Annotated in this window: 12 protein-coding genes; 6 read left to right on the top strand and 6 right to left on the bottom strand. The window is 69.8% G+C overall.

Annotated elements, in window-relative coordinates; translation table 11 throughout:
* Positions 1–29 precede the first annotated feature (29 nt).
* Together AB7E83_RS03405 and AB7E83_RS03400 are read left to right on the top strand one after the other, a co-directional pair.
* Positions 30–12542, top strand: a complete 12513-nt coding sequence (locus AB7E83_RS03405; RefSeq protein WP_428565409.1) for a YDG domain-containing protein — start codon at positions 30–32, stop codon at positions 12540–12542.
* An 11-nt stretch (positions 12543–12553) separates the two neighbouring features.
* Positions 12554–13645: a hypothetical protein gene (locus tag AB7E83_RS03400; RefSeq protein ID WP_428565408.1), complete on the top strand. Its 1092-nt coding sequence runs from the start codon at positions 12554–12556 to the stop codon at positions 13643–13645.
* Between the two features lie 30 nt (positions 13646–13675).
* Here the strand turns inward: AB7E83_RS03400 and argG are convergent, their stop codons facing one another.
* From argG to AB7E83_RS03380, 4 genes are all read right to left on the bottom strand, one after another.
* Complete coding sequence (gene argG, locus AB7E83_RS03395; protein WP_428565406.1) at positions 13676–15004, bottom strand: argininosuccinate synthase; 1329 nt, start codon at positions 15002–15004, stop codon at positions 13676–13678.
* 9 nt (positions 15005–15013) lie between these two features.
* Positions 15014–15331, bottom strand: a complete 318-nt coding sequence (locus AB7E83_RS03390) for a pyrimidine/purine nucleoside phosphorylase (protein WP_428565404.1) — start codon at positions 15329–15331, stop codon at positions 15014–15016.
* Positions 15332–15423: 92 nt separating this feature from the next.
* Positions 15424–16131 (bottom strand): glycine zipper 2TM domain-containing protein, encoded by a 708-nt coding sequence (locus AB7E83_RS03385; protein WP_428565402.1) that lies wholly within the window; start codon positions 16129–16131, stop codon positions 15424–15426.
* Between the two features lie 94 nt (positions 16132–16225).
* Positions 16226–16594, bottom strand: coding sequence for an ArsC family reductase (locus AB7E83_RS03380; RefSeq protein ID WP_428565400.1), 369 nt, complete (start codon positions 16592–16594; stop codon positions 16226–16228).
* A 31-nt stretch (positions 16595–16625) separates the two neighbouring features.
* Here AB7E83_RS03380 and folC point away from each other — a divergent pair, with 31 nt between their 5' ends.
* Genes folC through purF form a run of 4 tightly spaced genes read left to right on the top strand, consistent with a single transcriptional unit; the run spans position 16626 to position 20742 of the window.
* Positions 16626–17915, top strand: a complete 1290-nt coding sequence (folC, locus tag AB7E83_RS03375) for a bifunctional tetrahydrofolate synthase/dihydrofolate synthase (protein WP_428565398.1) — start codon at positions 16626–16628, stop codon at positions 17913–17915.
* A gap of 33 nt (positions 17916–17948) precedes the next feature.
* Positions 17949–18701 (top strand): SPOR domain-containing protein, encoded by a 753-nt coding sequence (locus AB7E83_RS03370; RefSeq protein ID WP_428565396.1) that lies wholly within the window; start codon positions 17949–17951, stop codon positions 18699–18701.
* A gap of 6 nt (positions 18702–18707) precedes the next feature.
* Complete coding sequence (locus AB7E83_RS03365; protein ID WP_428565394.1) at positions 18708–19196, top strand: CvpA family protein; 489 nt, start codon at positions 18708–18710, stop codon at positions 19194–19196.
* A gap of 28 nt (positions 19197–19224) precedes the next feature.
* The gene (gene purF, locus AB7E83_RS03360; RefSeq protein ID WP_428565392.1) at positions 19225–20742 is read left to right on the top strand and encodes an amidophosphoribosyltransferase; all 1518 of its coding nucleotides are present in this window, start codon (positions 19225–19227) and stop codon (positions 20740–20742) included.
* Here purF and AB7E83_RS03355 read toward each other — a convergent pair whose 3' ends face one another.
* Together AB7E83_RS03355 and AB7E83_RS03350 are read right to left on the bottom strand one after the other, a co-directional pair.
* Complete coding sequence (locus AB7E83_RS03355) at positions 20743–21159, bottom strand: type II toxin-antitoxin system VapC family toxin (RefSeq protein WP_428565391.1); 417 nt, start codon at positions 21157–21159, stop codon at positions 20743–20745. It abuts the gene before it with no gap.
* Complete coding sequence (locus tag AB7E83_RS03350) at positions 21156–21413, bottom strand: AbrB/MazE/SpoVT family DNA-binding domain-containing protein (RefSeq protein ID WP_428565389.1); 258 nt, start codon at positions 21411–21413, stop codon at positions 21156–21158. Before AB7E83_RS03350 ends, AB7E83_RS03355 begins: the two co-directional genes overlap by 4 nt.
* Between the last annotated feature and the right edge of the window lie 42 nt (positions 21414–21455).

The raw sequence follows: 21455 nt of genomic DNA, 5'->3' as shown, positions 1-21455 counted from the left end.
CGTGCAAGAATGAATCGAGAGGGGCTGACATGGCCAAGGACAGATCTCGTCGCGCCGCATGGGCGCCGGCGCCTGCATCGCCGCCGGCGGTGCTTGCATTGGCGTTGTGCGCCGCCTTCAGCGGACCGCTCGCGGCGCAGCCCACGGGGGCGCAGGCGGTCGCGGGACAGGCGACCCTGAGCCAGCAGGGCTCGGTGCTGCGCGTCACGACGCAGAATGCCGCGGGCGCGAACCACTCCGCCATCAACTGGCAGAGCTTCTCCGTACCCGCGGGCACGACCACGCAGTTCCTGCAGCCTTCGGCCACGAGCACGTCGATCAATCGCGTGCTCGGCGCGGACCCGAGCCGCATCTTCGGCACGCTGCAGTCGAACGGGCGGCTCGTGCTGGTCAACCCGGCGGGCATCGCCGTCGGCGCGGGCGCCGTGGTCGACACGGCGGCCTTCACGGCCTCCACGCTTCGCATGAGCGATGCCGACGCGATCGCGGGGCGGCTCGTGTTCGGCGACGGCGGATTGGGCGGTCCGCTGTCCGTCGCGGGCCGCGTGATCGCGCGCTCGGGCGACCTCGTGCTGATCTCGCCGGACGTGCAGGTGGGCGCGGCGGCCCTGGTCCAGGCGACCGATGGGGCGACGGTGGTCGCGGCAGGCCGCAAGGTGGCGATCACCGGGCGCGGCCTCGAAGGCATCCAGCTCCAGGTACAGGCGCCCGACGACCGGGCGGTGAACCTCGGCGCCCTGTCCGGCGACGCGGTGGGCATGTTCGCGGGCACCTTGAAGCACAGCGGCCTCGTGCGCGCCAATGCGCTCGCGAGCGAAGGCGGCAAGGTGGTGCTCAGGGGCGGGGATCTCGTCGACATCGACGGCCGCATCGAGGCGCGTCGCGCCGACCGCGGCGGCGAAGTCCACGTCACGGCGAGCAGGGTCATGCTGCGCAGCGGCGCGGTGATCGACGCGAGCGGCCCGGCGGGCGGCGGCGAAGTGCTCGTGGGCGGCGGCTGGCAGGGCAGGGATGCGCGCATCGCGAATGCGAAGGAAACGACGGCCGAAGCGGGGTCCACGATTCGCGTGGACGCCACGGACAAGGGCGACGGCGGCACGGCGGTGCTGTGGAGCGACGGCACCACGCGGGCGGCGTCGACGATCACCGCGCGGGGCGGCGAGCAGGGCGGCGACGGCGGCAAGGTCGAGACTTCGGGCAAGACCCTGCATTTCGACGCGCTGGTCGACACGCGAGCGCCGAAAGGCAAGACGGGCGACCTGCTGCTCGATCCGACGAACATCTGGATCGCGAGCCTCTCACGCGCGCAGTCGCTGGGCGTCGGCGGAAACGACATCAGCGAGCCGACCCCACCGCCAACGCCAGCGTCCCATACATTCCAAGCGAGCGGCGCGGTTTCCGACTCCTACCTGAACAACCAGACCCTGTCGAATGCGCTGAACAACAGCAACGTCATCGTCCAGACGACGAGCGCCGGCTCCGGCGACGGCTTCATCAAGCTGCTCGATCCGGTGGCCTGGACGACTGGCAACGAGCTGACCCTGCTCGCCGACAAGCACGTCTACATCAAGGCGCCCGTCACGGGCGGCGCCGGCAGCACGCTGTCGATCGACGCCAAGGGCAACATCGAGCAGGAGGCGACGGGCGCCGGCATCTCGGTCTCGAATCTTTTCGCGATGGTTCGTGCGACGGCGGCATCGGGCTCGTCGATTTCGCTGGCGGGCGCGGGCAACGCGGTGCAGAACTTCAGCGCCCACAACTACGTCGGCCCCATCGCCTTCAAGAACAACGGCGATCTCTCCATCGGCGGCGGCACGGGCGCCACGATCGGCGCCATCGAAGGCGTGCGCACCGAGGACACGCAGCCGATCTCGATCCAGGTGGTGGGCGGCGACCTGAACATCGACGACGCGGCGGGCATCAATGCGGACGTCGGCGCGGTGACGCTCACGGCCGTCACGGCCGACATGGACCTCGGCGGCAGCCTCGTCTCGAGCGGCGGCAACATCATCATGAGCGGGGGGGCGCAGATCATTGCCAGCAGCCTGCAGGCCTCCGGCGACGCGAGCGTGCAGTTGTCCTCCGGCTTCAACTACGTCGATTCGGTCTCGCTGGTCAGCAGCGGCGGCGGCGTCGACTTCCACGGCCAGCGTCACTACACGGTCACGGGGGCCCAGCAGGCCTCGACGACCGGTGCCCTGACCTTGACCGCCGCGAACCGGAACATCTCCATCGGCGGGACCGTGGAGGCCGCCTCGATCACCGTCAATTCGGGCTCGGGCACGGTGCTGCAGGCCGGCGGCAAGCTGCGGGCGGACCGCGTCTATTTCGTCAATGCGCCGGGCTACGGTCCGGTGGGCGAGCCGGGCGAGCCCGTGCAGACGGAGTCGAAGTCCGCCGCGGCGACCCAGATCCTCGCCGGCGGCGACGGCGGGCCGAGCAGCGTCTACGTCACGCACGAAGGCAGCCTCTCTGTGGGGAGCTTCATGCTGTACAGCGGCGCCGGCTCGAGCAACGTCGGCCTTCACGCGAGCGGCGACCTCACGCTGACGGACAACCTGTACGCCAGCGGCGACGTGTCGCTGAGCGCGGGCGGTCTCCTGACGCTGCCCGCCAGCAAGACCCTCGTCGGCGGCACGAGCGTCATTCTCGCGGCCGACCGGATGACCATCGGCAGCAGCACGATCAGCAGCAGCGGCGCGCTCGTGGCCAAGCCTTTCAACGGGCGCCGGGGCATGATCGTGGGCGGTGCCACCGACGACGATGGCCCCACGGCCACGTCGCTCGTGCTCACAGCGTCGGAAGTGAACAAGTTCCGCACCGGCGCCAACGGCATCCTGCGCCTGGGCGACCTGGTGGCGACCGACACGCTGCACGTGGCCGGCGCGCTCGCGCCCTCGAACGTCGCGGCGCTTTCCCTCGAGGCGGACGGCAACATCACGCAGGCCGCGCCCATCACGGTCGCGAGCCTGCTGGCGAGGTCGGCCAGCGGCAGCGTCGCCCTGGACAACGCGAGCAACGCCGTGACCACGGTCGCGGGCGTTGGCAATGGCGGCTTCACCTTCTCCAATGCCGGCACGATCACCGTCGGCGCCATCGACGGCACCGCGGGCATCGACGCGGGCGTCAGCGATGTCTCGCTCATCTCGGCATCGGGCGGCATCACGCAGTCCGCGGGTGCCCCGGTCTCGGCGAACGCGCTGCACGTCAGCGCGGCGGGCGACGTCACGCTGGACGCCGTCGCCAATCCCATCTCCGCGCTATCCGGCAGCTCCGGCGGCAACATCGCGTTCAAGGGCTCGGCGCCGCTCACGCTGAATGCGCTGCAGACCACGGGCGCCACGTCGAACATCGACGTCACGACGGCGAACCAGACCATCTCGGTGGCCGGCCTCGTGCAGACGACCGGTTCCGGCTCGCTGACCATCAGCGCGGGCACGGCGAGCCTGCTGCAAGGCGGCGCGAACGGCTTGCTGAAGTCGGCAAACCTCGACCTGCAAGGCACGTACACTGCCGGCGCCGTGGGCGAGGAGGAAGCGCCGCTGTTGACCAGCTCCCTTGCCGGAGACACGACGATCCTGCGCTCCGGCGACGACGGCAGCGGCCCGAGCGGGTTCTTCCTCAGCCACTCGGGAAACCTGGCAGTGCCCACCAGCGGCTTCGGGGTCAAGAATCACAGCACCACCACGCTCAGCATCGCCACGACCGACGGCGGCGACCTCACGTTCCATCGGGCGGTCACGACGGGCGTGATTTCCCTCCAGGCGGCTGGCGTGTTCACGCAAGGCGCGGCGAACACGCTCACGGCCGGGCACGTGACGCTCGCGGCCGACCGCATGGTGCTGCTCGGCGCCGCCGATTCCATCACGTCGAGCCAGACCACGACCGTCAAGCCGGTCACGCCGGGCTGGAAGGTGGACTTGGGTTCGACCGGCGACACGACTGCGGGCACGATGCAGCTTTCGACCTCGGAGCTGGCCACATTCCGCTCGACGAGCGCGGGTGGCCAGGGCGTGTTGCGCATCGGCTCCCTCGAAGCGGGAGATCTGCGCGTCGTCGGCCCCATCGCGCCCGGATTCGCCGGGCTGCTGGCGCTGGAATCGGGCGGCACGGTGACCCAGGCGGCCGCGACTCCGGGGGCGACGCCGGTGCCGGCCGGCACGATCACCGTGCAGCGGCTCGCCGTGCGTGCGCTCGGCGACGTCACGCTCACGGAGAGCAACGTCGTCGAGCAGGTGGCGATGGCGGTGGGGGACGCGGACAACAAGAACCGCAACGTCAAGTTCAAGTCCACCTCGGACCTGACGCTTGCGAATCTCGATGGCCTGTCCGGCATCGCGGTCGAGCGCGACGGCGCGCCTTATGACCGCAACAGCCCCAACGGCGTGGTGGCGCTCCAGTCGGGCGGCAAGCTCTCGCAGGACGTCGACGCGGTGATTTCCGCCAAGGCGCTCCATGCCGAGGCGCGGCAGGTGCAACTGCTGGAACTCAATGCCGTGGAGGTCGTCGCCGGCAAGGCGACGGGAGCGACCGGCCTGCAGGACGGTCGATTCGAATTCGTGTCGGCGGGCGACCTGCGCATCGGCTCGGTGCGCGATCTTTCGGGGACCGTCGTTTCGGGCATCACGCAGTCGAGCGCGGCGGCGGTCGACGGCGTGGGCATCGCCCTGGGCACCTCGGGGCTGATCCAGGACGCCGACGCGCCCCTCTCCACGCCGCACGGGCTGACGCTCGGCGCATTCGGCGACGCCGAACTCCTCGCGACGGGCAACACCGTGGGCTCCATCGGCGGCACGGTCTTCGGCACGCTGCAGTTCCACAACAACGGGCCGCTCGACGTCGGCATTCTTTTGCCGAGCCCCAGCACGACGGTCACTCCGCTGACCACGCTTTTCGGCGGCGTGAGCATCACCAGCACGGGCGCCATGACGGTGAGGGAGGTGGAAAGCGGCGCGGACATCACGCTCGTGGCGCAGGCCGGCAACCTGGCTCTGAGTGACGACAGCAAGGTCCTGGCCTGCGCCTGCGGTTCCATCTCCCTGACCGCGGCGGCGGGCTCGGTGACGCAGGGCGCGGGCGGTCTCGTCGAAGGCGGCGCGCTCACGGTGGCCGCGCAGGGCAGCATCCTGATCGACGGCGCCCACGTGACGAGCTTCGCGGCCACGCAGACCGGCACGTCGGGGCCTGGGGCCATCCGGATCGCAAATGACGGACCGCTCGCGATCGCCGGCATCTCGCAGGCGACGTCCGCCGCGAGTTCGATCGAGATCACGAGCCTCTCGGGCGACGACATCACCATCGACGGCGCCGTCCTCGCCGGCTCCGCGTCGAGCATCGCGATCGACGCAGGCGGCGGCTCGGTGATCCAGGGCACCGCCGGCCTGCTGAAGGCGAACGCCATCTCGATCACTTCGTACGCGCCCTGGACCTCGGGCTCGCCGACACCGCTCGCCACCGAATCGAACGGCGGCACCACGACCCTGAGCCTGACGGGCGAGGGCACGGCCTTCGCGATCGCGCACACCGGCAATGTTTCGCTCGTCTACGACGGCGGCGCCATCGCCACGGCTCCTCTGACCGTGAGCGCGAGCGGCAACCTGGCGGTGACGAACAGCATCGACACCACGTCCGGCGCCGACCTTTCGCTCTCGGCCGGCGGCATGCTCACGCAGAACGCGGGCGCGTCGCTCTCGGGCAAGGTCGTCACGCTCGCGGCCAGCCAGATGAGCCTGGCGGGCGGCGCCGGCAGCATCACGTCGAGCGAGCTCACGAGCGTGGCCCCGCTGACGGCCCGCGCCGTCCAGCTCGGCGCGCCGGACCACGGCGACGCCACGAAGCTGCAACTGACCGCCGCGGAGCTGACCAGCTTCGCCGGGTCCGGCGAGCTGCGCTTCGGCCAGAACGGCGAGACGAAGACGGCTTCGTCGATCTACGTGTCCGGACCCGTCGTCTTCACCCCCTCCGTCGTCGGCCTCTTCACGACGGGCAACGTGGGGCAGGGGGCCGCCGGGCCGGTGGCGCCCTCCATCCAGGCGGACACGCTGGTGGTGGATGCCGGCGGGGCCGTGAACCTCGCGGGCGGCGCGAACGCGGTATCGACGCTCGCGGGCGCGGCAGCCGGCGGCGGCTTCAATTTCTCCGGCGCCGGCGCGCTCACCATCGGCAGCGCGATGGGCGTGGACGGCGTGAGCACGAGCAACCATCCCATCACCCTGCACACGGCGAGCGGGGACCTGGGCATCGTCGACACGGCCAAGGGCGTCAGCGCGGGCACCGCCAACGTGACCCTCACCGCGGATGCCGGCGCCGTCTACCAGACGGCCGGCTCGAAGATCACGGCCGGCAGCCTGAACGCGACGGGCTCCCTGCTGGTCTCGCTCACCGCCGGCACCAACGACGTCGCTTCGCTGACCGCCGCCTCGGGCGGCGCCATCTCCTTCCGCGGCGTCTCCGCGCTCACTGTCGCGGGCGTCACGCAGACGGGCACCGGTTCCGATGCGGTGGCCATCTCGACCGCGGACCGGAACATCACGATCGGCGGCACGGTCGAATCGGGCGCAAGCGGCTCCATCTCCATCGATGCGGGCACCGCGTCGATCGTCCAGGGCGCCTCCGGCCTGCTGAAGACCGATGCGCTCCTGCTGAATGCCGGCGGCGCCGTGGGCGGCGGCAACGCCTTGCTCACCGAGTCGAACGCGGGGCCGACGTCGATCGGCGTCGGCGGCGGCGCGAGCGCGGTGAGGATCTCGCACACCGGCGATGCGGTGCTCGCGAGCGGCTGGTCGCTCGGCGCCAACGCACCGGTCAACGTCACGGCGAGCGGCGACCTCGACGTGCGCACCGCGCTCGCCGCGGGCACTTCGGCCCTTTCGCTCACGTCCGGCAACCTCCTCACGCAAGGACCCGGCGCAAACATGTCGGGCAGCCTGATCACGCTCGTGGCCGACAACATGGACCTGCAGGGCGCCAGCGGCTCGATCGCCAGCGCTGGCACCATCAGTCTGCGTCCGGCCACCGACGGGCTCGCCATCGACCTCGCTGCGGCCAGCGGCGGCTTCTCGGCGCTCTCGTTCTCGTCCCCGCCGCCCGCGCTCGAACTTTCCCAGGCGGAACTCGACGCACTGTCGCCCGGCGCCGGGGGGGCGCTGCGCATCGGCTCGCTCACTTCGGGCGACATTCACGTGAGCGGCTCGCTCTCCGTCCCATCGGGCCTGCTGGTGCTGCAGACCGGCGGCACCGTGACGCAGGCCTCGGACGCGCCGATGAGCGTCGCGCGCCTGGGCGTGCGCGCCCTCGGCGACGTGACGCTCGACCACGCCGCCAACAGCCTGCCGGTGGTGGCCATGTCCGTCGGCGATGCGACCCACACCAACCGCAACGTGACCCTGGTCACGAGCGGCGACCTCGCCGTGGCCGCGCATTCTCCGTCGCAGCCGATGGACGGGCTCAACGGCATCCAGTCGCACGGGGACGGCACAGGCTTCAATCCGCTCAGCCCCAACACCGTCATCGCGCTGCTCTCCGGCGGCACGCTGTCGCAGCAGTCGGGCGCATTGCTGGGCGGCAAGGCGGTCTCCGCGCAGGGGCAGCGCGTGGTGCTGACCGAGGACAACCCGACGGGCGTGATCGCCGGACGTGCGACCGGCGCGGGATCGGGCGCGGACGGCAGCTTCGTCTACAAGAGCGTCAACGGCATCCACCTCAGCACGGTGGCGGGCATCGCGGGCGTCGAGCAGTCGTCCGCCTCGCTTCCTCCCAACGGCGTCGGCATCGAGCTGCGCGGCACCTCGATCTCCCAGGACGCGGATGCGCCGCTCGTCACGGCGCGCGGCCTGTACCTCGATACGGCCGGCACCGCCACGCTCACGAGCGCCACGAACAACGTCGCGTCGATCGGCACCGGCTTTCTCGACTCGCTGGACTTCGTCAACAGCGGCCCGCTGCGCGTCGGCATCCCCGACCCGACCAACGTCCTGCCGACGCATCTGGCCGTGTTCGCCAATGGCTCGATCCGCATCGCGAGCGGCGGCGCGATGGACGTGGCCGGCGTGTCGGGCGGCACGACCTCGCTCGTCGCGCAGGCAGGCAACCTGAGCCTGGTCGCCGATGCCGGCGTCGATGCGGTGGGCAGCACGCTCACGCTGTCCGCGCCCGCCGGCTCGGTCGTCCAGGATGCCTCGGCCTTCCTCACCGCCGGCACGCTGAACGCCACCGCCGCAGGCGCGATCAACCTCGCCGGCGCCAGCGACGCCGCGCAGTTCACCGCCACGCAGACCGGCAGCACGGGCGGCCTCATCCTCTTCAAGCCGATTGCCGCCACCACGCTGGGCCCGATCAGCCAGGCGAGCGCCGATGCCTCGGCGATCTCGATCGTCGGCTCGGGCGGAAACATCACCATCGGCGCCCTTGTGCAGACGGGGGCGAACTCGAGTCTCACGATCGACGCCGGAACCTCGAGCGTGGTGCAGGGCGCGGGCGGCCTGCTGAAGTCGAACGCCATCGCGCTGAATGCGAGCGGCACGGGCTCGGTCGGAGCCTCCGGCGCCGCGATCCAGACGGCGTCGAACAGCGGCACGGCGGCGCTGTCGCTGGGTGGCAGCGGAACCGGGGGCTACTTCGTCGGCCACAACGGCGATGCCTCGCTCGCCTTCGGCGGCACCGGAGCGAACGCGGCGGTGTCCGTCTTCGCCTCGCAGGACCTGACGGCGACGAACAACATCGCGACGGGCACGGCGTCGCTGGCGCTCGGGGCGGGCAACCTGCTCAAGCAGAACGCCGGCGTCACCCTGAGCGGCGACTCGGTCCACCTCAAGGCGAACCGCATGGACCTCGCAGGCGGCGCGATCACGTCGACGACGATCGCGACGGTGCGTCCGTTCAGCAGCACGTGGAACATGGACCTCGGATCCACGACCGACGCGGCGGCGGGCACGCTCGAGTTGTCGAACGCGGAGATCGGCAAGTTCGCCGGCGGCACCCTGCTGCGCTTCGGCAACCTGGCCAACAGCGGGACCTTGAACATCTCCGCGCCGGTTTCGCCCAGCTTCGCCGGGGGGCTCTCACTCGACTACAACGGCGACATCACGCAAACGTCCGCCGGCGTGCTGACCGCCGACAAGGTGGCAGTGCGCTCGCTCGGATCGGTGAACCTCGCAGCCGCCGCGAACAGCATCGGCGTCGTCGCAGGCACGTCGAGCGGCGACTTCAGCCTGGGCTCGGCCCGGCCCACGCTCACGGTCGGCAGCGGCGGCGGCGTCGACGGCATCTCGGCGGGCGGCAAGGTCATGGCCTTCAACAACGGCGGTGACCTGGTACTGAACAAGCCGATCGCGGCTTCGGGCGGCGGCGATGCGATCGTGCTCGCCGGCACCCACTTCATCAACAACGCGACGAGCTCGGCACTGAACGCGGGCAGCGGCCGCTGGGTCGTCTACTCTTCCACGCCCGGCGGCAACACGTACGGCGGACTCGTGTCGGGGAACAACGCGGTGTGGAATGCGACGCCCGTCTCCGACGCGCCGTCGACGCTGCCCGCCGGCAACCGCTACGTCTTCAGCCACCAGCCGAGCGTGACGATCACGGCCGACGCGAGCACGCGGACTTACGACGGGACGTCGACGGCGGGCGCGCTCACGTACACCGCGACGCCGCTGGTCGATGCGTCGGCGTACGGCGGCGTGTTCTCGCAGGACGTGCTGTCCGGCTCGCTCGCGGTGTCCAGCCCGGGCCGCAACGTCGGCAGCTACACGATCGCGCAGGGCACCGTGGCCGCGCCGCCCGGCTATGCGACCACCTTCAACGGCGCGACGGCGACGATCACGCCCGCGCCGCTGACGGTGACGACGAGCGACGTCGTCAAGACCTACGACGGCACGACGAGCGCGAACGGCGTCGCGGTGACCGCGTCCGGCAGCACCGTGTTCACGGGCGACACGCTCTCCGGCGGCACGTTCGCGTACACCAACCGCAACGCCGGCACCGGCAAGACGGTCACCGTCGCAGGCGTCACGGTCAACGACGGCAACAACGGCGCCAACTACACGGTCAGCTACGCGCCCAACACGACGAGCACGATCGACAAGGCGACGCTCACGCTCGCCGCGGTCACCGACTCGAAGCAGTACGACGGCACGACGGCCTCGTCGGCGCCGGTATCGATTTCCGGCCTCGGCGCCGGCGACTCGGTGGTCTCGCTCACGCAGTCGTTCACCAGCCGCCACGTGCTGGGCACGGGCGCGAGCACGCTCGCGGTCAACGCGGGCTGGGTCGTCAACGACGGCAATGGCGGCGCGAACTACCACCCGGCCACGACGACGGTCGCCTCCGGCACCATCACGCCCGCGCCGATCGTGCTGAGCGTGACGCCCGTGACGAAGACCTACGACGCGACCACGGCCGCGCCGGGCGCGACGGCCACCGTCGCGAGCGGCACGCTGTACTCGACCGACACGCTCGCCGGCGGAACCTTTGCCTTCACCAATGCGAACGCCGGTACCGGCAAGTCGCTCACCGTCTCCGGGGTGGGCATCAGCGACGGCAACGGCGGGCGCAACTACACGGTTTCGGTCGCGCCCAACAGCGCGAGCACCATCGAGCGTGCGACGCTCACGCTGAGCGCTTCGACGGATTCGCGAACCTACGACGGAACGACGCAGTCGTTCGGCGCGGTGGCCGCCAGCGGCCTCTTCGGCACCGACACGGTGACGGGCGCGACGCAGTCGTACACGAGCCGGCACGTGATGGGCACCGGCGGGAGCACGCTCGCCGTCGACGGCGGCTACCTGATTTCCGACGGCAACGGCGGCAACAACTACAACGTGGCCAAGGTGACGGCCGCGGGCACCATCACGCCCGCGCCGGTGACGCTCACCACGGAGGACGTGACCAAGATCTACGATGGCACGACGGCCGCGTCGGGGGTGGCGATGGTGGGCCTGGGCGCGTTGTTCAGCAGCGATACGCTGTCGGGCGGAACATTCGCCTTCGCCGACCGGCATGCCGGCACCGGCAAGACGGTCACGGTCTCGGGCATCACCGTCAACGATGGCAATGGCGGCGCGAACTACGCGGTCGCGTACACCCCCAACCTGACGAGCACGATCAATCCGCGGCCCCTGTCCACCTGGACCGGCGGCGCCGGCACGCGGTCATGGGGGGATGCGGGCAACTGGGACGCGCTGCCGGACTTCTCGAACGTGGAGAACGTGTCGATTCCGAGCGGCGCGAACGTCAACTACAACCTGCCAGGCACCACCAACCTGCAGTACATCTCGAGCGCCGGCACGCTCGCGATCGCCAGCGGCACGCTGAACCTCTCGGGGTCGCTCTCGACCGTCGCGTATTCGCAGACCGCGGGTACCGTGCTGGCGAACGACATCACCGTGACGGACTCGTTCTCGCAGACCGGCGGCCAGGTGGTCCTCGGCAGCTCGGCCAACATCACGCATACGCGGACGACGGCCATGAACATCGCGACGTTCACGGCGCCGGGCCTGACGCTCATGGTGCCGAGCGCCGATATCGTGCAGCACGGTCCGCTCCAGACGACGGTGCTGTCGATCACGACCGGCCCGACCGGCACGGCCCATCTGACGAATGCGGGGAACCAGGTCGCGTCGCTCGGGTTCGACGGCGGGATGCTCAAGGTCATCAACACGTCCGCTCCGCTCGAACTGACGTCCGTGAATGCCACCGGTCTCGACATCGAGAACACCGGGGGCCTCATCACCACGGGGCCGGTGGTCGTGCCCGCGGGTGCGGCCACCGTCGTCACGCACAGCCCGATCACGATCGGCGCGGGCGGCATCACGGCCGGCGGAAGCATCAGCCTCGTCGCCACCGGCAGCGCGGGCAACGACAACATCACGCTCAACGGCCCCGTCAACTCGACGGGCGGCGCGGTGATGCTGAGTTCGGCGGACGCCATCGTGCAGAACGCGAACGTGAGCGCGGCGACGTCGGTCACGGCTTCGGCGGGAACGTCGGTGTCCTTCGCGCCAGGCGTGCAGACGAACGCGCCTTCGGTCAGCTACCAGGCGGCAAGCAACCCGGTGACCGCCCCCGTGCCGACGCCCGCACCGACACCGGCCCCCACGCCGGCGCCCACACCGGCGCCCACACCGGCGCCCACACCGGCACCGACCCCGGTACCGACCCCGGTACCGACGCCGGCACCCACTCCGGCGCCGACACCTGCGCCCACCCCGGCGCCGACGCCGGTGCCGACGCCGGCACCCACCCCGGCGCCGACCTCCGCCCCCGCGCCCTCGCCGGCACCCACTGCGGCGCCGACGCCCGCGCCGGCGCCGGTCGCGGGCGCCACGGTCACCGCCGAGCGCCTGCTCGAGATCCTGCCGGACGTCGAACCCTCGCTCGTCGAGAAGATCGTGACGGAGCAGCAGAACACGCTCACGACCTTCGTGACGCTGCTCGTGCAGGAAGAAAAGCAGCAGGCCGAGGTGAAGAAGGAGGAAGAGAAGAAGGAGGCGAAGGAAAGCGGCAAGTCGACCGACGCCATCATCACCGACACCCAATGCAAATAGGAAACCGATCGATGCCCTTGCGTCCCCTCGTCCTCGCTCTCGTTGTCGCGAGTTCGGCGTCCCTGGCGTTCGCGCAGACGCAGCCCGCGCCCGCGTCCACCGAAACACCGGCCGACGCCGTCGCGGCACCCGATCCCGACGCGGTGTTCAAGGGGCGCATGGGCGGCACCTTCGGCAAGAGCGTGCAGGAAGTGATGCCTGCGACGAAGCGCGTCGCCGTCGCGGCCTTCCGCGTCGCCTTCGTCACCGACAACAGCATCACCGCGCAGGTGCGCGGCGCGTACCTGCCCGGCATGGACATGAGCGGCGCGCGTTCGTCGTTCTACGTGACGCTCAAGGGCGTGGAGCCGAAGACGCTCCAGGCCATCACCGACCGCGCCTACGCCGACTTCCTGCAGCAGATCGCCGCGAGCGGCCGCGAGGTCGTGCCCATGGAGCAGTTCCGGGACTCGTTCGCCGGCTTCAAGGTGACCGGCTCGCCGCAACAGCCCCACACGAAGGAGCAGAACGGGCAGACCGCGACCTTCTTCTCGCCCACCGGCATGCCGCTCGTGTTCACGCACTTCGAGACGGGCTGGGGCGGCTTCGGCAATTTCGACCTGACGAACTACCGCAAGCTGCAGGAGATTTCGTCGCAGGTGAATGCGACCGTGATCGCGCCGATGCTCGTCGTCAACTTCGCGCGCATGTCGTCGAGCGGCAACCAGAGCGGCCTGATGTCGCGCACGGCGGAGACGGGCGGCGAACTCTCGATGTCGGTGGCGGCGCTCAACAGCATCTACATCCGCACCGAGGAATTCCGCAACGGCATGCTGATGAAGGGCGACGAGGGCTCGCTGCAGATGGCCGCAGCCATCGCGAGCCCGATGCAGTTCGGCACGATGCAGACGATCTCGGAGGACGACAACCGCGCCGTGCGCACGGCCGTCAACGTGCTCGGCATGTTCGCCGGCATCGCGAACGCGGGCGGCGCCGCGCGCAGCGTGAAGAAGGCCGTGGCGACGACCACCGACGACACCTACGCCGCCCCGGCCAACGATGCGCTCTCGCGCACTTCGGCCGCGTTCGGGCGGTGGTGGAAGAAGTACCCGGCAACGCCCTGAGCGTCATCCCCGCCTCCGCGGGGATGACCATCACTCGCCCAGCTGCGGCAGCGGCGCGTCGCCGTCGTTCGACAGGAGCCCCGCGCGCGAATACACCCCGAGCTTCGCGCGCGTGTCGGCGATGTCGAGGTTGCGCATCGTCAGCTGGCCGATGCGGTCCTTCGGCGAGAACGGCGCGTTCTCGACCTTCTCCATGGAGAGGCGCTCCGGCGCGTAGGTCAGGTTGGGCGACTCGGTGTTCAGCAGCGAGTAGTCGTTGCCGCGCCGCAGCTCCAGCGTCACTTCGCCCGTCACCGCCCGAGCCACCCAGCGCTGCGCCGTCTCGCGCAGCATGATCGCCTGCGGGTCGAACCAGCGGCCCTGGTAGAGCAGGCGCCCGAGCCGGCGGCCGTTGTCCCGGTACTGCTCGATGGTGTCTTCGTTGTGGATGCCGGTGACGAGCCGCTCGTAGGCGATGAAGAGCAGGGCGAGGCCGGGGGCCTCGTAGATGCCGCGGCTCTTGGCCTCGATGATGCGGTTCTCGATCTGGTCGCTCATGCCCAGGCCGTGGCGGCCGCCGATGCGGTTGGCCTCGAGGATCAGTTCCACGGGATCGTCGAACGTCTTGCCGTTCAGCGCCACCGGCTGGCCGTCTTCGAAGCGCACGCGCACCTCCTCGGCCTTCACCGCGACCTCGTCGCGCCAGAAGGCCACGCCCATGATCGGGTTGACGATCTTGATGCCGGAGTTCAGGTTCTCGAGGTCCTTCGCCTCGTGTGTCGCGCCGAGCATGTTGCTGTCGGTCGAGTACGCCTTCTCGGCGGACATCTTGTACGCGAAGCCGGCGGCCTGCATGAACGCGGACATCTCGGCGCGGCCGCCCAGCTCGTCGATGAACTGCTGGTCGAGCCAGGGCTTGTAGATCTTCAGCGACGGGTTCGTGAGCAGCCCGTAGCGGTAGAACCGCTCGATGTCGTTGCCCTTGAACGTGCTGCCGTCGCCCCAGATGTGGACGTCGTCCTCCTTCATCGCGGCCACGAGCATCGTGCCGGTGACGGCGCGGCCGAGCGGCGTCGTGTTGAAGTAGGTCGCGCCCGCGGTGGTGATGTGGAACGCGCCGCACTGCAGGGCGGCGATGCCCTCGTGCGCGAGCTGCTTGCGGCAGTCGACCAGGCGCGCCTGCTCGGCGCCGTACTCCATCGCCTTGCGCGGGATGTCGTCGTAGTCGGGCTCGTCGGGCTGGCCGAGGTTGGCGGTGTAAGCGTAGGGGATCGCGCCCTTCTGGCGCATCCAGTGCAGCGCCGCGCTCGTGTCGAGGCCGCCCGAGAAGGCGATGCCGACCTTCTGGCCGGCGGGCAGATTTTCGAGGATGGTGCTCATGGGGCGCGATCAGCCGAAGTGGCAGACGTAGTGATACGCCTCGGCCACGCGGATCTCGAAGCTCGAGTTACCGGGGATGGCGAACTTCTCGCCGGCGGCGGACTTCTTCCACTCGCTCGTGCCGGCGAGCTTGTACTCGCACGCGCCCGCGACGCATTCCATGATCTCCGGCGCGCCCGTGTTGAAGGTGAGGCTGGCGGGCAGGATCACGCCCACCGATTTCTTCGTGCCGTCGGCGAACTCGATGCCGTGGCTCACGCACTTGCCGTCGAAGTAGACGTTGGCGCGGGTGGTGACGGACACGCCGTCGATCTTTTCGGTGGTCATGGGGAGGGTGCTGCGGGAGGGGAAACCCGCGATTTTACGGCGGTGGCGACCGTGGCCCGTCGCACCCCTCCCGTCTGCGGGAGTCGGACCCGTTACCGCCAGCCGCGGCGATGCCAGCGGCGGTCGCCGCCGTAGAAGCCGAAGCTCAGGCTGACCGGGGGCGCGTAGTACGCGGGGCGGTAGTAGTAGTTCGGCACGACCACCGGCATGATGGTCTGCGGCACCACGTAGCTGACCGGCGGTGCATAGCTCGGTGCGTAGCTGGGCGCATAGCTCGGGGGATACACCGGCGGCGCGCCGTAGTTGCCCGGCATGGCTGCGGTCGCGCCCACGGGCGTCACCTGCAGGCGCACGGTGGGGCCCGGGTCCTGGGCCATCTGCACGGTGTGCTGGCGACCGTCGTACTCGTATGTGACGTTGTAGCCGACCGTGCGGTTCTCGGTGAACGTTTGCGTCACGCAGTTCGCGATGGGCTGCGGGTACGGGCGATTGCTCTCGACCGTGTTGCCGAGGGCCGCGCCCCCGACGATGCCGGCGGCGGTGGCCGCCGCACGGCCCGCGCCGTGGCCAATCTGGTTGCCGAGCAGGCCGCCCGCGATGGCGCCGATCACGGCGCCCGCGCCGCTGGTGGCGGGAGCGGGGTCGGAGTAGTAGGCCTGCGGCGCGCAGTTCTGCCGCGGCACCGCGACCTGCTGGACGATGGGGGTGGCCGAAATCACGCGGCCGACGATCTCCTGCGCGAAGGCCGGCGCTGCGGCCATGCTTGCGAGCCCGACGGCGGACAACAACAACTTCTTCATGACAACGCCTTGAGGTTTCTCGATGGAGAAATTCTAGGCAGCGGAACGTTGCCCGCCGGAGCTTTACGGTAAAGCTGCGGTAAAAAGCCGCGCGTCAGAGGCCGGCGAGCGACGGCCACGCAGCCGCGTCGAAGCCCACCGTCGTTTTGCCCGACGCCCAGGCCACCACCGGCCGCTTGATCACGCTCGGCTGAGCCAGCATGACGCTGCGCGCGGTCTTCGCGTCGACCACCGACGCCTGCGTTTGCGCATCGAGCTTGCGCCACATCGTGCCCTTGCGGTTGAGCACCTTTTCCCAGCCGACGTCGCGCAGCCATGCGTCGAGCTCGGCCTCGGGCACGCCCTGCTTCTTGAAGTCGTGGAAGGTGTGCGCCACGCCATGCTCGGCCAGCCAGGCGCGAGCCTTCTTCACCGTGTCGCAGTTGGGAATGCCGTAGACCGTGATCGAAGTGTCCTTGCCCATGCGCGGATCATAGGTCCGCCGTGCTGGGACAATGCGGCCCATGGATTCCCTCGACGCCTGGCTCGCGCACTGCGAGCGGCTGCACCCCACCACCATCGAGCTCGGGCTCGCTCGCGTGCGCGACGTCGCGCAGCGTCTCGACCTGCGCTTCGACTGCCCCGTCGTCACCGTCGCCGGCACCAACGGCAAGGGCTCCACCTGCGCGATGCTCGAAGCCATCGCGCTGCAGGCCGGCTGGTGCACGGGCGTGTACACGTCGCCGCACCTCGTGCATTTCGAGGAGCGGCTGCGCATCGCGGGCGAGATCGCGCGGCCCGACGAACTCGTGGCGCACTTCGCGCGCGTCGAGGCCGCGCGGCAAGGCGTGTCGCTCACGTACTTCGAGTTCACGACGCTCGCGATCCTGTCGCGGATGATGGAGGCGCAGGTCGACCTCGCGATCCTCGAAGTCGGCCTCGGCGGGCGGCTCGACGCGGTGAACATCGTCGACACCGACTGCGCCATCGTCACGAGCGTGGACCTCGACCACATGGACTTCCTCGGGCCCGACCGCGAGAGCATCGGCCGCGAGAAGGCGGGCATCATGCGCGCCGGCAAGCCCGCCATCGTGGCCGACCCGATGCCGCCCGCGAGCGTGACGGCGCATGCCGAAGCCATCGGCGCGGACCTGTGGCGGCTCGGCCGCGACTTCAATTTTTCCGGCGACAAGCAGCAGTGGGCCTGGGCCGGAAGAGGGCGGCGCTACCCGGGCCTGGCCTATCCCGCGCTGCGCGGCGCGAACCAGTTGCTCAACGCCTCGGGCGTGCTCGCCGCATTCGAGGCGTTGCGTCCGCGCCTGCCCGTGACGGCGCAGGCGATCCGCAATGGCCTGGCGATGGTCGAGCTGCCCGGCCGCTTCCAGATCGTGCCCGGCCAGCCGACGCTCGTCTTCGACGTCGCGCACAACCCGCATGCCGTCGCGGCGCTCGCGGCGAACCTCGATGCGATGGGCTTCTTCCCGGCGACGCACGCCGTGTTCGGCGCGATGGCGGACAAGGACCTCGCGCCGATGTTCGCGAAGATGGCGCCGCTCGTGGACCGCTGGTACTTCACGGACCTGCCCACGGCGCGCGCGGCGTCGGCGCGGGACCTGTCGGCTCAGTGGGCGAAGGTCGCGGCGAAGCCCGTGCCCGCGAGCACGCACGCATCGCCCGACGAGGCGCTGCGCGCCGCGATGGCCGCCGCGGACCCCACTGATAGAATTCTGGTCTTTGGATCGTTCTATACGGTGGGTGGCGTCTTGAAGGACGGGATTCCCCGCACCCCGGCTCCGCACCTCTGACGTCAGGCGACGCGACGCGACACGACACGATCAATGGCCTTGTTCAAGAAACGCAAAGGTGGCGACGGGTCCGTGGCCGCCGCTCCCCCCGCCGAAAGCATCGAGACCCTGCGTCGCCGGGCGCGCCACCGACTCATCGGCGCGGCGGTGCTCGTCGTCGCGGGCGTGGTGGGCTTCCCGCTCGTGTTCGACACGCAGCCGCGTCCGATTCCCGTCGACATCCCCATCGAGATCCCCGACCGCAACAAGGTCAAGCCGCTTGCCGTGCCGGGCACGGTGCCCGCGCCGGTCGTGGCGGGCGTCGTCGGCTCGGGCGAAACGGCCACGGAGTCGAAGGTGGCGAAGGTGGAGCCCGTCGTTCCCGCGAAGCCGGCCGCCGTGGCGGAGCCGAAGGTCGAATCGAAGCCCGAGGCGAAAGTCGAAGCGAAGGTCGAGCCGAAGCCGGTTGCGCCCGCCGAAGCGAAGCCGGAGCCGAAGCCGCCCGTTGCGCCCCCCGCCGACGCGGCGCGCGCGCAGGCCCTGCTCGAGGGCAAGGCCGCGTCCGCCGCGGCGGCCGAGGGCCGCTTCATCGTCCAGGTCGGCGCGTTCGCCGAGCCCGACAAGGCCCGGGAGGCGCGCCTGAAGGTCGAGCGGGCGGGCCTGAAGACCTACACGCACGTGGCGGAGACCAAGGACGGCAGGCGCATCCGCGTGCGCGTGGGGCCGTTCGCCACGCGGGCCGATGCCACCAAGGCCGCGGAGCGGATCAAGAGCCTTGGTTTGCCGGCCGCCATCCTCACCTTGTAGGCACGCGTGGCGGCTTTCGACTGGGTCGTGCTCACGGTGCTGCTGGCCTCGTTGGCCATCGGCGCGTGGCGGGGACTGGTGTACGAGGTCCTGTCGGTGCTGAGCTGGATCTCCGCGTTCGTGGTCGCGCAGTTCCTCGCGCCCCGGGTCGCGCCGATGCTGCCGATGGGCGAAGCGGGCGAAAGCCTGCGGTATGCGGGGGCCTTCGTGGTGGTGTTCATCGCGACGGTGTTCGCGGGCGCGCTGCTCGCGTGGCTCGCGAAGAAGCTGATCGAGGCGATCGGCCTGCGGCCCGTCGATCGCACGCTGGGCGCGGCCTTCGGGCTCGTGCGCGGCGGCGTGCTGGTGCTGGCGCTCGCGGTGGTGGTGAACCTCACGCCGCTGAAGGGCGAGGCGTGGTGGATCGAATCGAAGGCGGCCGACGTGTCGACCGCCGCGTTGCGCGGACTGAAGCCGGTGTTGCCGGAAACTTTCGGCCAGTATCTTCCCGGGTAAGCGCGGGTATCAAGGAAAGCGATAGCGTATGTGTGGAATCGTCGGCGTCGTCAGCAGTGGGCCGGTCAACCAGCTGATCTACGACGCGCTGCTGCTCCTGCAGCATCGCGGCCAGGATGCGGCGGGCATCGTCACGCAGCAGGGCAGCAAGGTCTACATGCACAAGGCGCGGGGCATGGTGCGCGACGTCTTCCGCACGCGCAACATGCGCGGGCTGCCGGGCACCGTCGGCCTGGGGCAGGTGCGCTACCCCACCGCCGGCAACGCCGACAGCGAAGAGGAAGCGCAGCCGTTCTACGTCAACGCGCCCTTCGGTATCACGCTCGCGCACAACGGCAACCTCACCAACGCGCAGGCCCTGCGCGCCGAGCTGTTCTCGGCCGATCATCGCCACATCAACACCGACAGCGACACCGAGGTGCTGCTCAACGTGCTCGCGCACGAACTCGAGAAGTCCACGCGCGGCCTCACGCTGAAGCCCGAGGACGTGTTCACCGCCGTCGCCAACGTCCACAAGCGCGTGCGCGGCTCGTACGCCGTGGTGTGTCTGATCGCGGGCCATGGGCTGCTCGCGTTCCGCGACCCGTACGGCATCCGGCCGCTGTGCATGGGCCGCAGCGCGCAGGACACGGTGATGGTCGCGAGCGAGTCCGTCACGCTCGAGGGCACGGGGCACAAGTTCGACCGGAACCTCGAGCCGGGCGAGGCCGTGTTCGTCGACCTTGCGGGCAAGGTGTCGGCCCAGCAATGCTCGGCGTCGGCGCGGCTCAACCCGTGCATCTTCGAATTCGTCTACCTCGCGCGGCCCGATTCGGAGCTCGACGGCATCTCCGTGTACCAGGCGCGCCTGAACCTGGGCGAGGCCCTGGCCAAGCGCGTGATCTCCACGCTGCCGCCCAGCGAAATCGACGTCGTGATCCCGATTCCCGAATCGAGCCGCCCGAGCGCGATGCAGCTCGCGCAGTTGCTGGGGATTCCGTACCGCGAAGGCTTCGTCAAGAACCGTTACGTCGGCCGGACCTTCATCATGCCCGGGCAGGCGGTGCGCAAGAAGTCGGTGCGCCAGAAGCTCAACGTGATCGGCAGCGAATTCAAGGGCCGCAACGTGCTGCTGGTCGACGATTCCATCGTGCGGGGCACGACGAGCCGCGAGATCGTGCAGATGGCGCGCGAAGCCGGCGCCCGCAAGGTCTACATGGCAAGCGCCGCGCCGCCCGTGCGCTTCCCCAACGTCTACGGCATCGACATGCCGACGCCGAGCGAACTCGTGGCGCACGGCCGCACGGTCGACGAGGTGCGCGCGATCATCGGCTGCGACGAACTGATCTACCAGGACGTCGACGCGATGAAGAAGGCCATCGGTTCGCTGAATGCGCGGATCGAAGGCTTCGATGCGTCGTGCTTCGACGGTGTCTACGTCACGGGCGACATCAACCCGGAAGACATCGCGCGCATCAACGAGGCGCGCGTGGGACAGGAAGACCCGCTGGAGGAGGCGGGCGAGAGCCGCTCGCGGCTGTCGATTCCGAATCCGCAGGAGGCTTGATCAGGCGGGCACGCGGACGGCGGGGCTGAGCTTCAGTTTCGTGGCGCGGCGCGCGAACTTGCGATCGTCGAAGCTGGCGAACGCGTCGCATAGCTGACTCGAGCGCAGGTGCAGGGCGTCCGGGAAGTCGAGCCCCTTCATGTGATCGTCGAGCGCGGCCAGGACGGTCGACAGGCTCTCCACGGTCACGTTCGGCAGGCCTGCCAGGTGCGTGACGACATCGCGGAAGCCGGACGGATCGAACCGATAGAGCGAGCGCAGCACCCATTCGAGTTCGAGCACGACCGAGACTGGAATGAACAGCGCGCCGCCTCCCGCGAAGATGTCGCGGGCCACGGCGGATTGGTATTGCGCTTCCGGGTCCGACCGGTCTTCGACATAGAACCTTGCAAGAACGTTCGTGTCGAGCGCGATCATCGCCGCGTCTCGCGCCTCATGGCTTCGGCGACGTCGAAGTCGAGCAGCCTGCGCGGCTTTGCGGATGGTTTGGCCTTGAGCATGAGGTAGCCGCTTTCGATGCTCGAAGGCGGGACGCCATGCCGCACATTGACGCGGATCGAACCCGCCTCGACTTCGAAATCGAGGGTCATGCCCGGCTTGATTCCCAGGTCGCGACGGATGGCGGCCGGGATGACGACCTGCCCCTTTTCGGAGACGGTGACGGTGCTCATGTTTCTTACCAGGTAAGACTGATGAATCAGTGTACCGATAAA

The sequence above is a fragment of the Ramlibacter sp. genome, assembly GCF_050250995.1.
In the GTDB taxonomy this organism is placed as follows: Bacteria; Pseudomonadota; Gammaproteobacteria; order Burkholderiales; family Burkholderiaceae_C; genus Ramlibacter.
Note: the sequence above shows the minus strand (reverse complement) of the source record. Positions and strands in the feature narration are given on the sequence as shown.

What these genes read in the sequence shown, in the direction of transcription:
- AB7E83_RS03400 (WP_428565408.1), top strand. Translation starts at nt 12,554, where the DNA reads ATGCCCTTGCGTCCCCTCGTCCTCGCTCTCGTTGTCGCGAGTTCGGCG.
- AB7E83_RS03355 (WP_428565391.1), bottom strand. Translation starts at nt 21,159, where the DNA reads ATGATCGCGCTCGACACGAACGTTCTTGCAAGGTTCTATGTCGAAGAC.
- AB7E83_RS03390 (WP_428565404.1), bottom strand. Translation starts at nt 15,331, where the DNA reads ATGACCACCGAAAAGATCGACGGCGTGTCCGTCACCACCCGCGCCAAC.
- argG (WP_428565406.1), bottom strand. Translation starts at nt 15,004, where the DNA reads ATGAGCACCATCCTCGAAAATCTGCCCGCCGGCCAGAAGGTCGGCATC.
- AB7E83_RS03380 (WP_428565400.1), bottom strand. Translation starts at nt 16,594, where the DNA reads ATGGGCAAGGACACTTCGATCACGGTCTACGGCATTCCCAACTGCGAC.
- AB7E83_RS03405 (WP_428565409.1), top strand. Translation starts at nt 30, where the DNA reads ATGGCCAAGGACAGATCTCGTCGCGCCGCATGGGCGCCGGCGCCTGCA.
- purF (WP_428565392.1), top strand. Translation starts at nt 19,225, where the DNA reads ATGTGTGGAATCGTCGGCGTCGTCAGCAGTGGGCCGGTCAACCAGCTG.
- AB7E83_RS03370 (WP_428565396.1), top strand. Translation starts at nt 17,949, where the DNA reads ATGGCCTTGTTCAAGAAACGCAAAGGTGGCGACGGGTCCGTGGCCGCC.
- AB7E83_RS03385 (WP_428565402.1), bottom strand. Translation starts at nt 16,131, where the DNA reads ATGAAGAAGTTGTTGTTGTCCGCCGTCGGGCTCGCAAGCATGGCCGCA.
- folC (WP_428565398.1), top strand. Translation starts at nt 16,626, where the DNA reads ATGCGGCCCATGGATTCCCTCGACGCCTGGCTCGCGCACTGCGAGCGG.
- AB7E83_RS03350 (WP_428565389.1), bottom strand. Translation starts at nt 21,413, where the DNA reads ATGAGCACCGTCACCGTCTCCGAAAAGGGGCAGGTCGTCATCCCGGCC.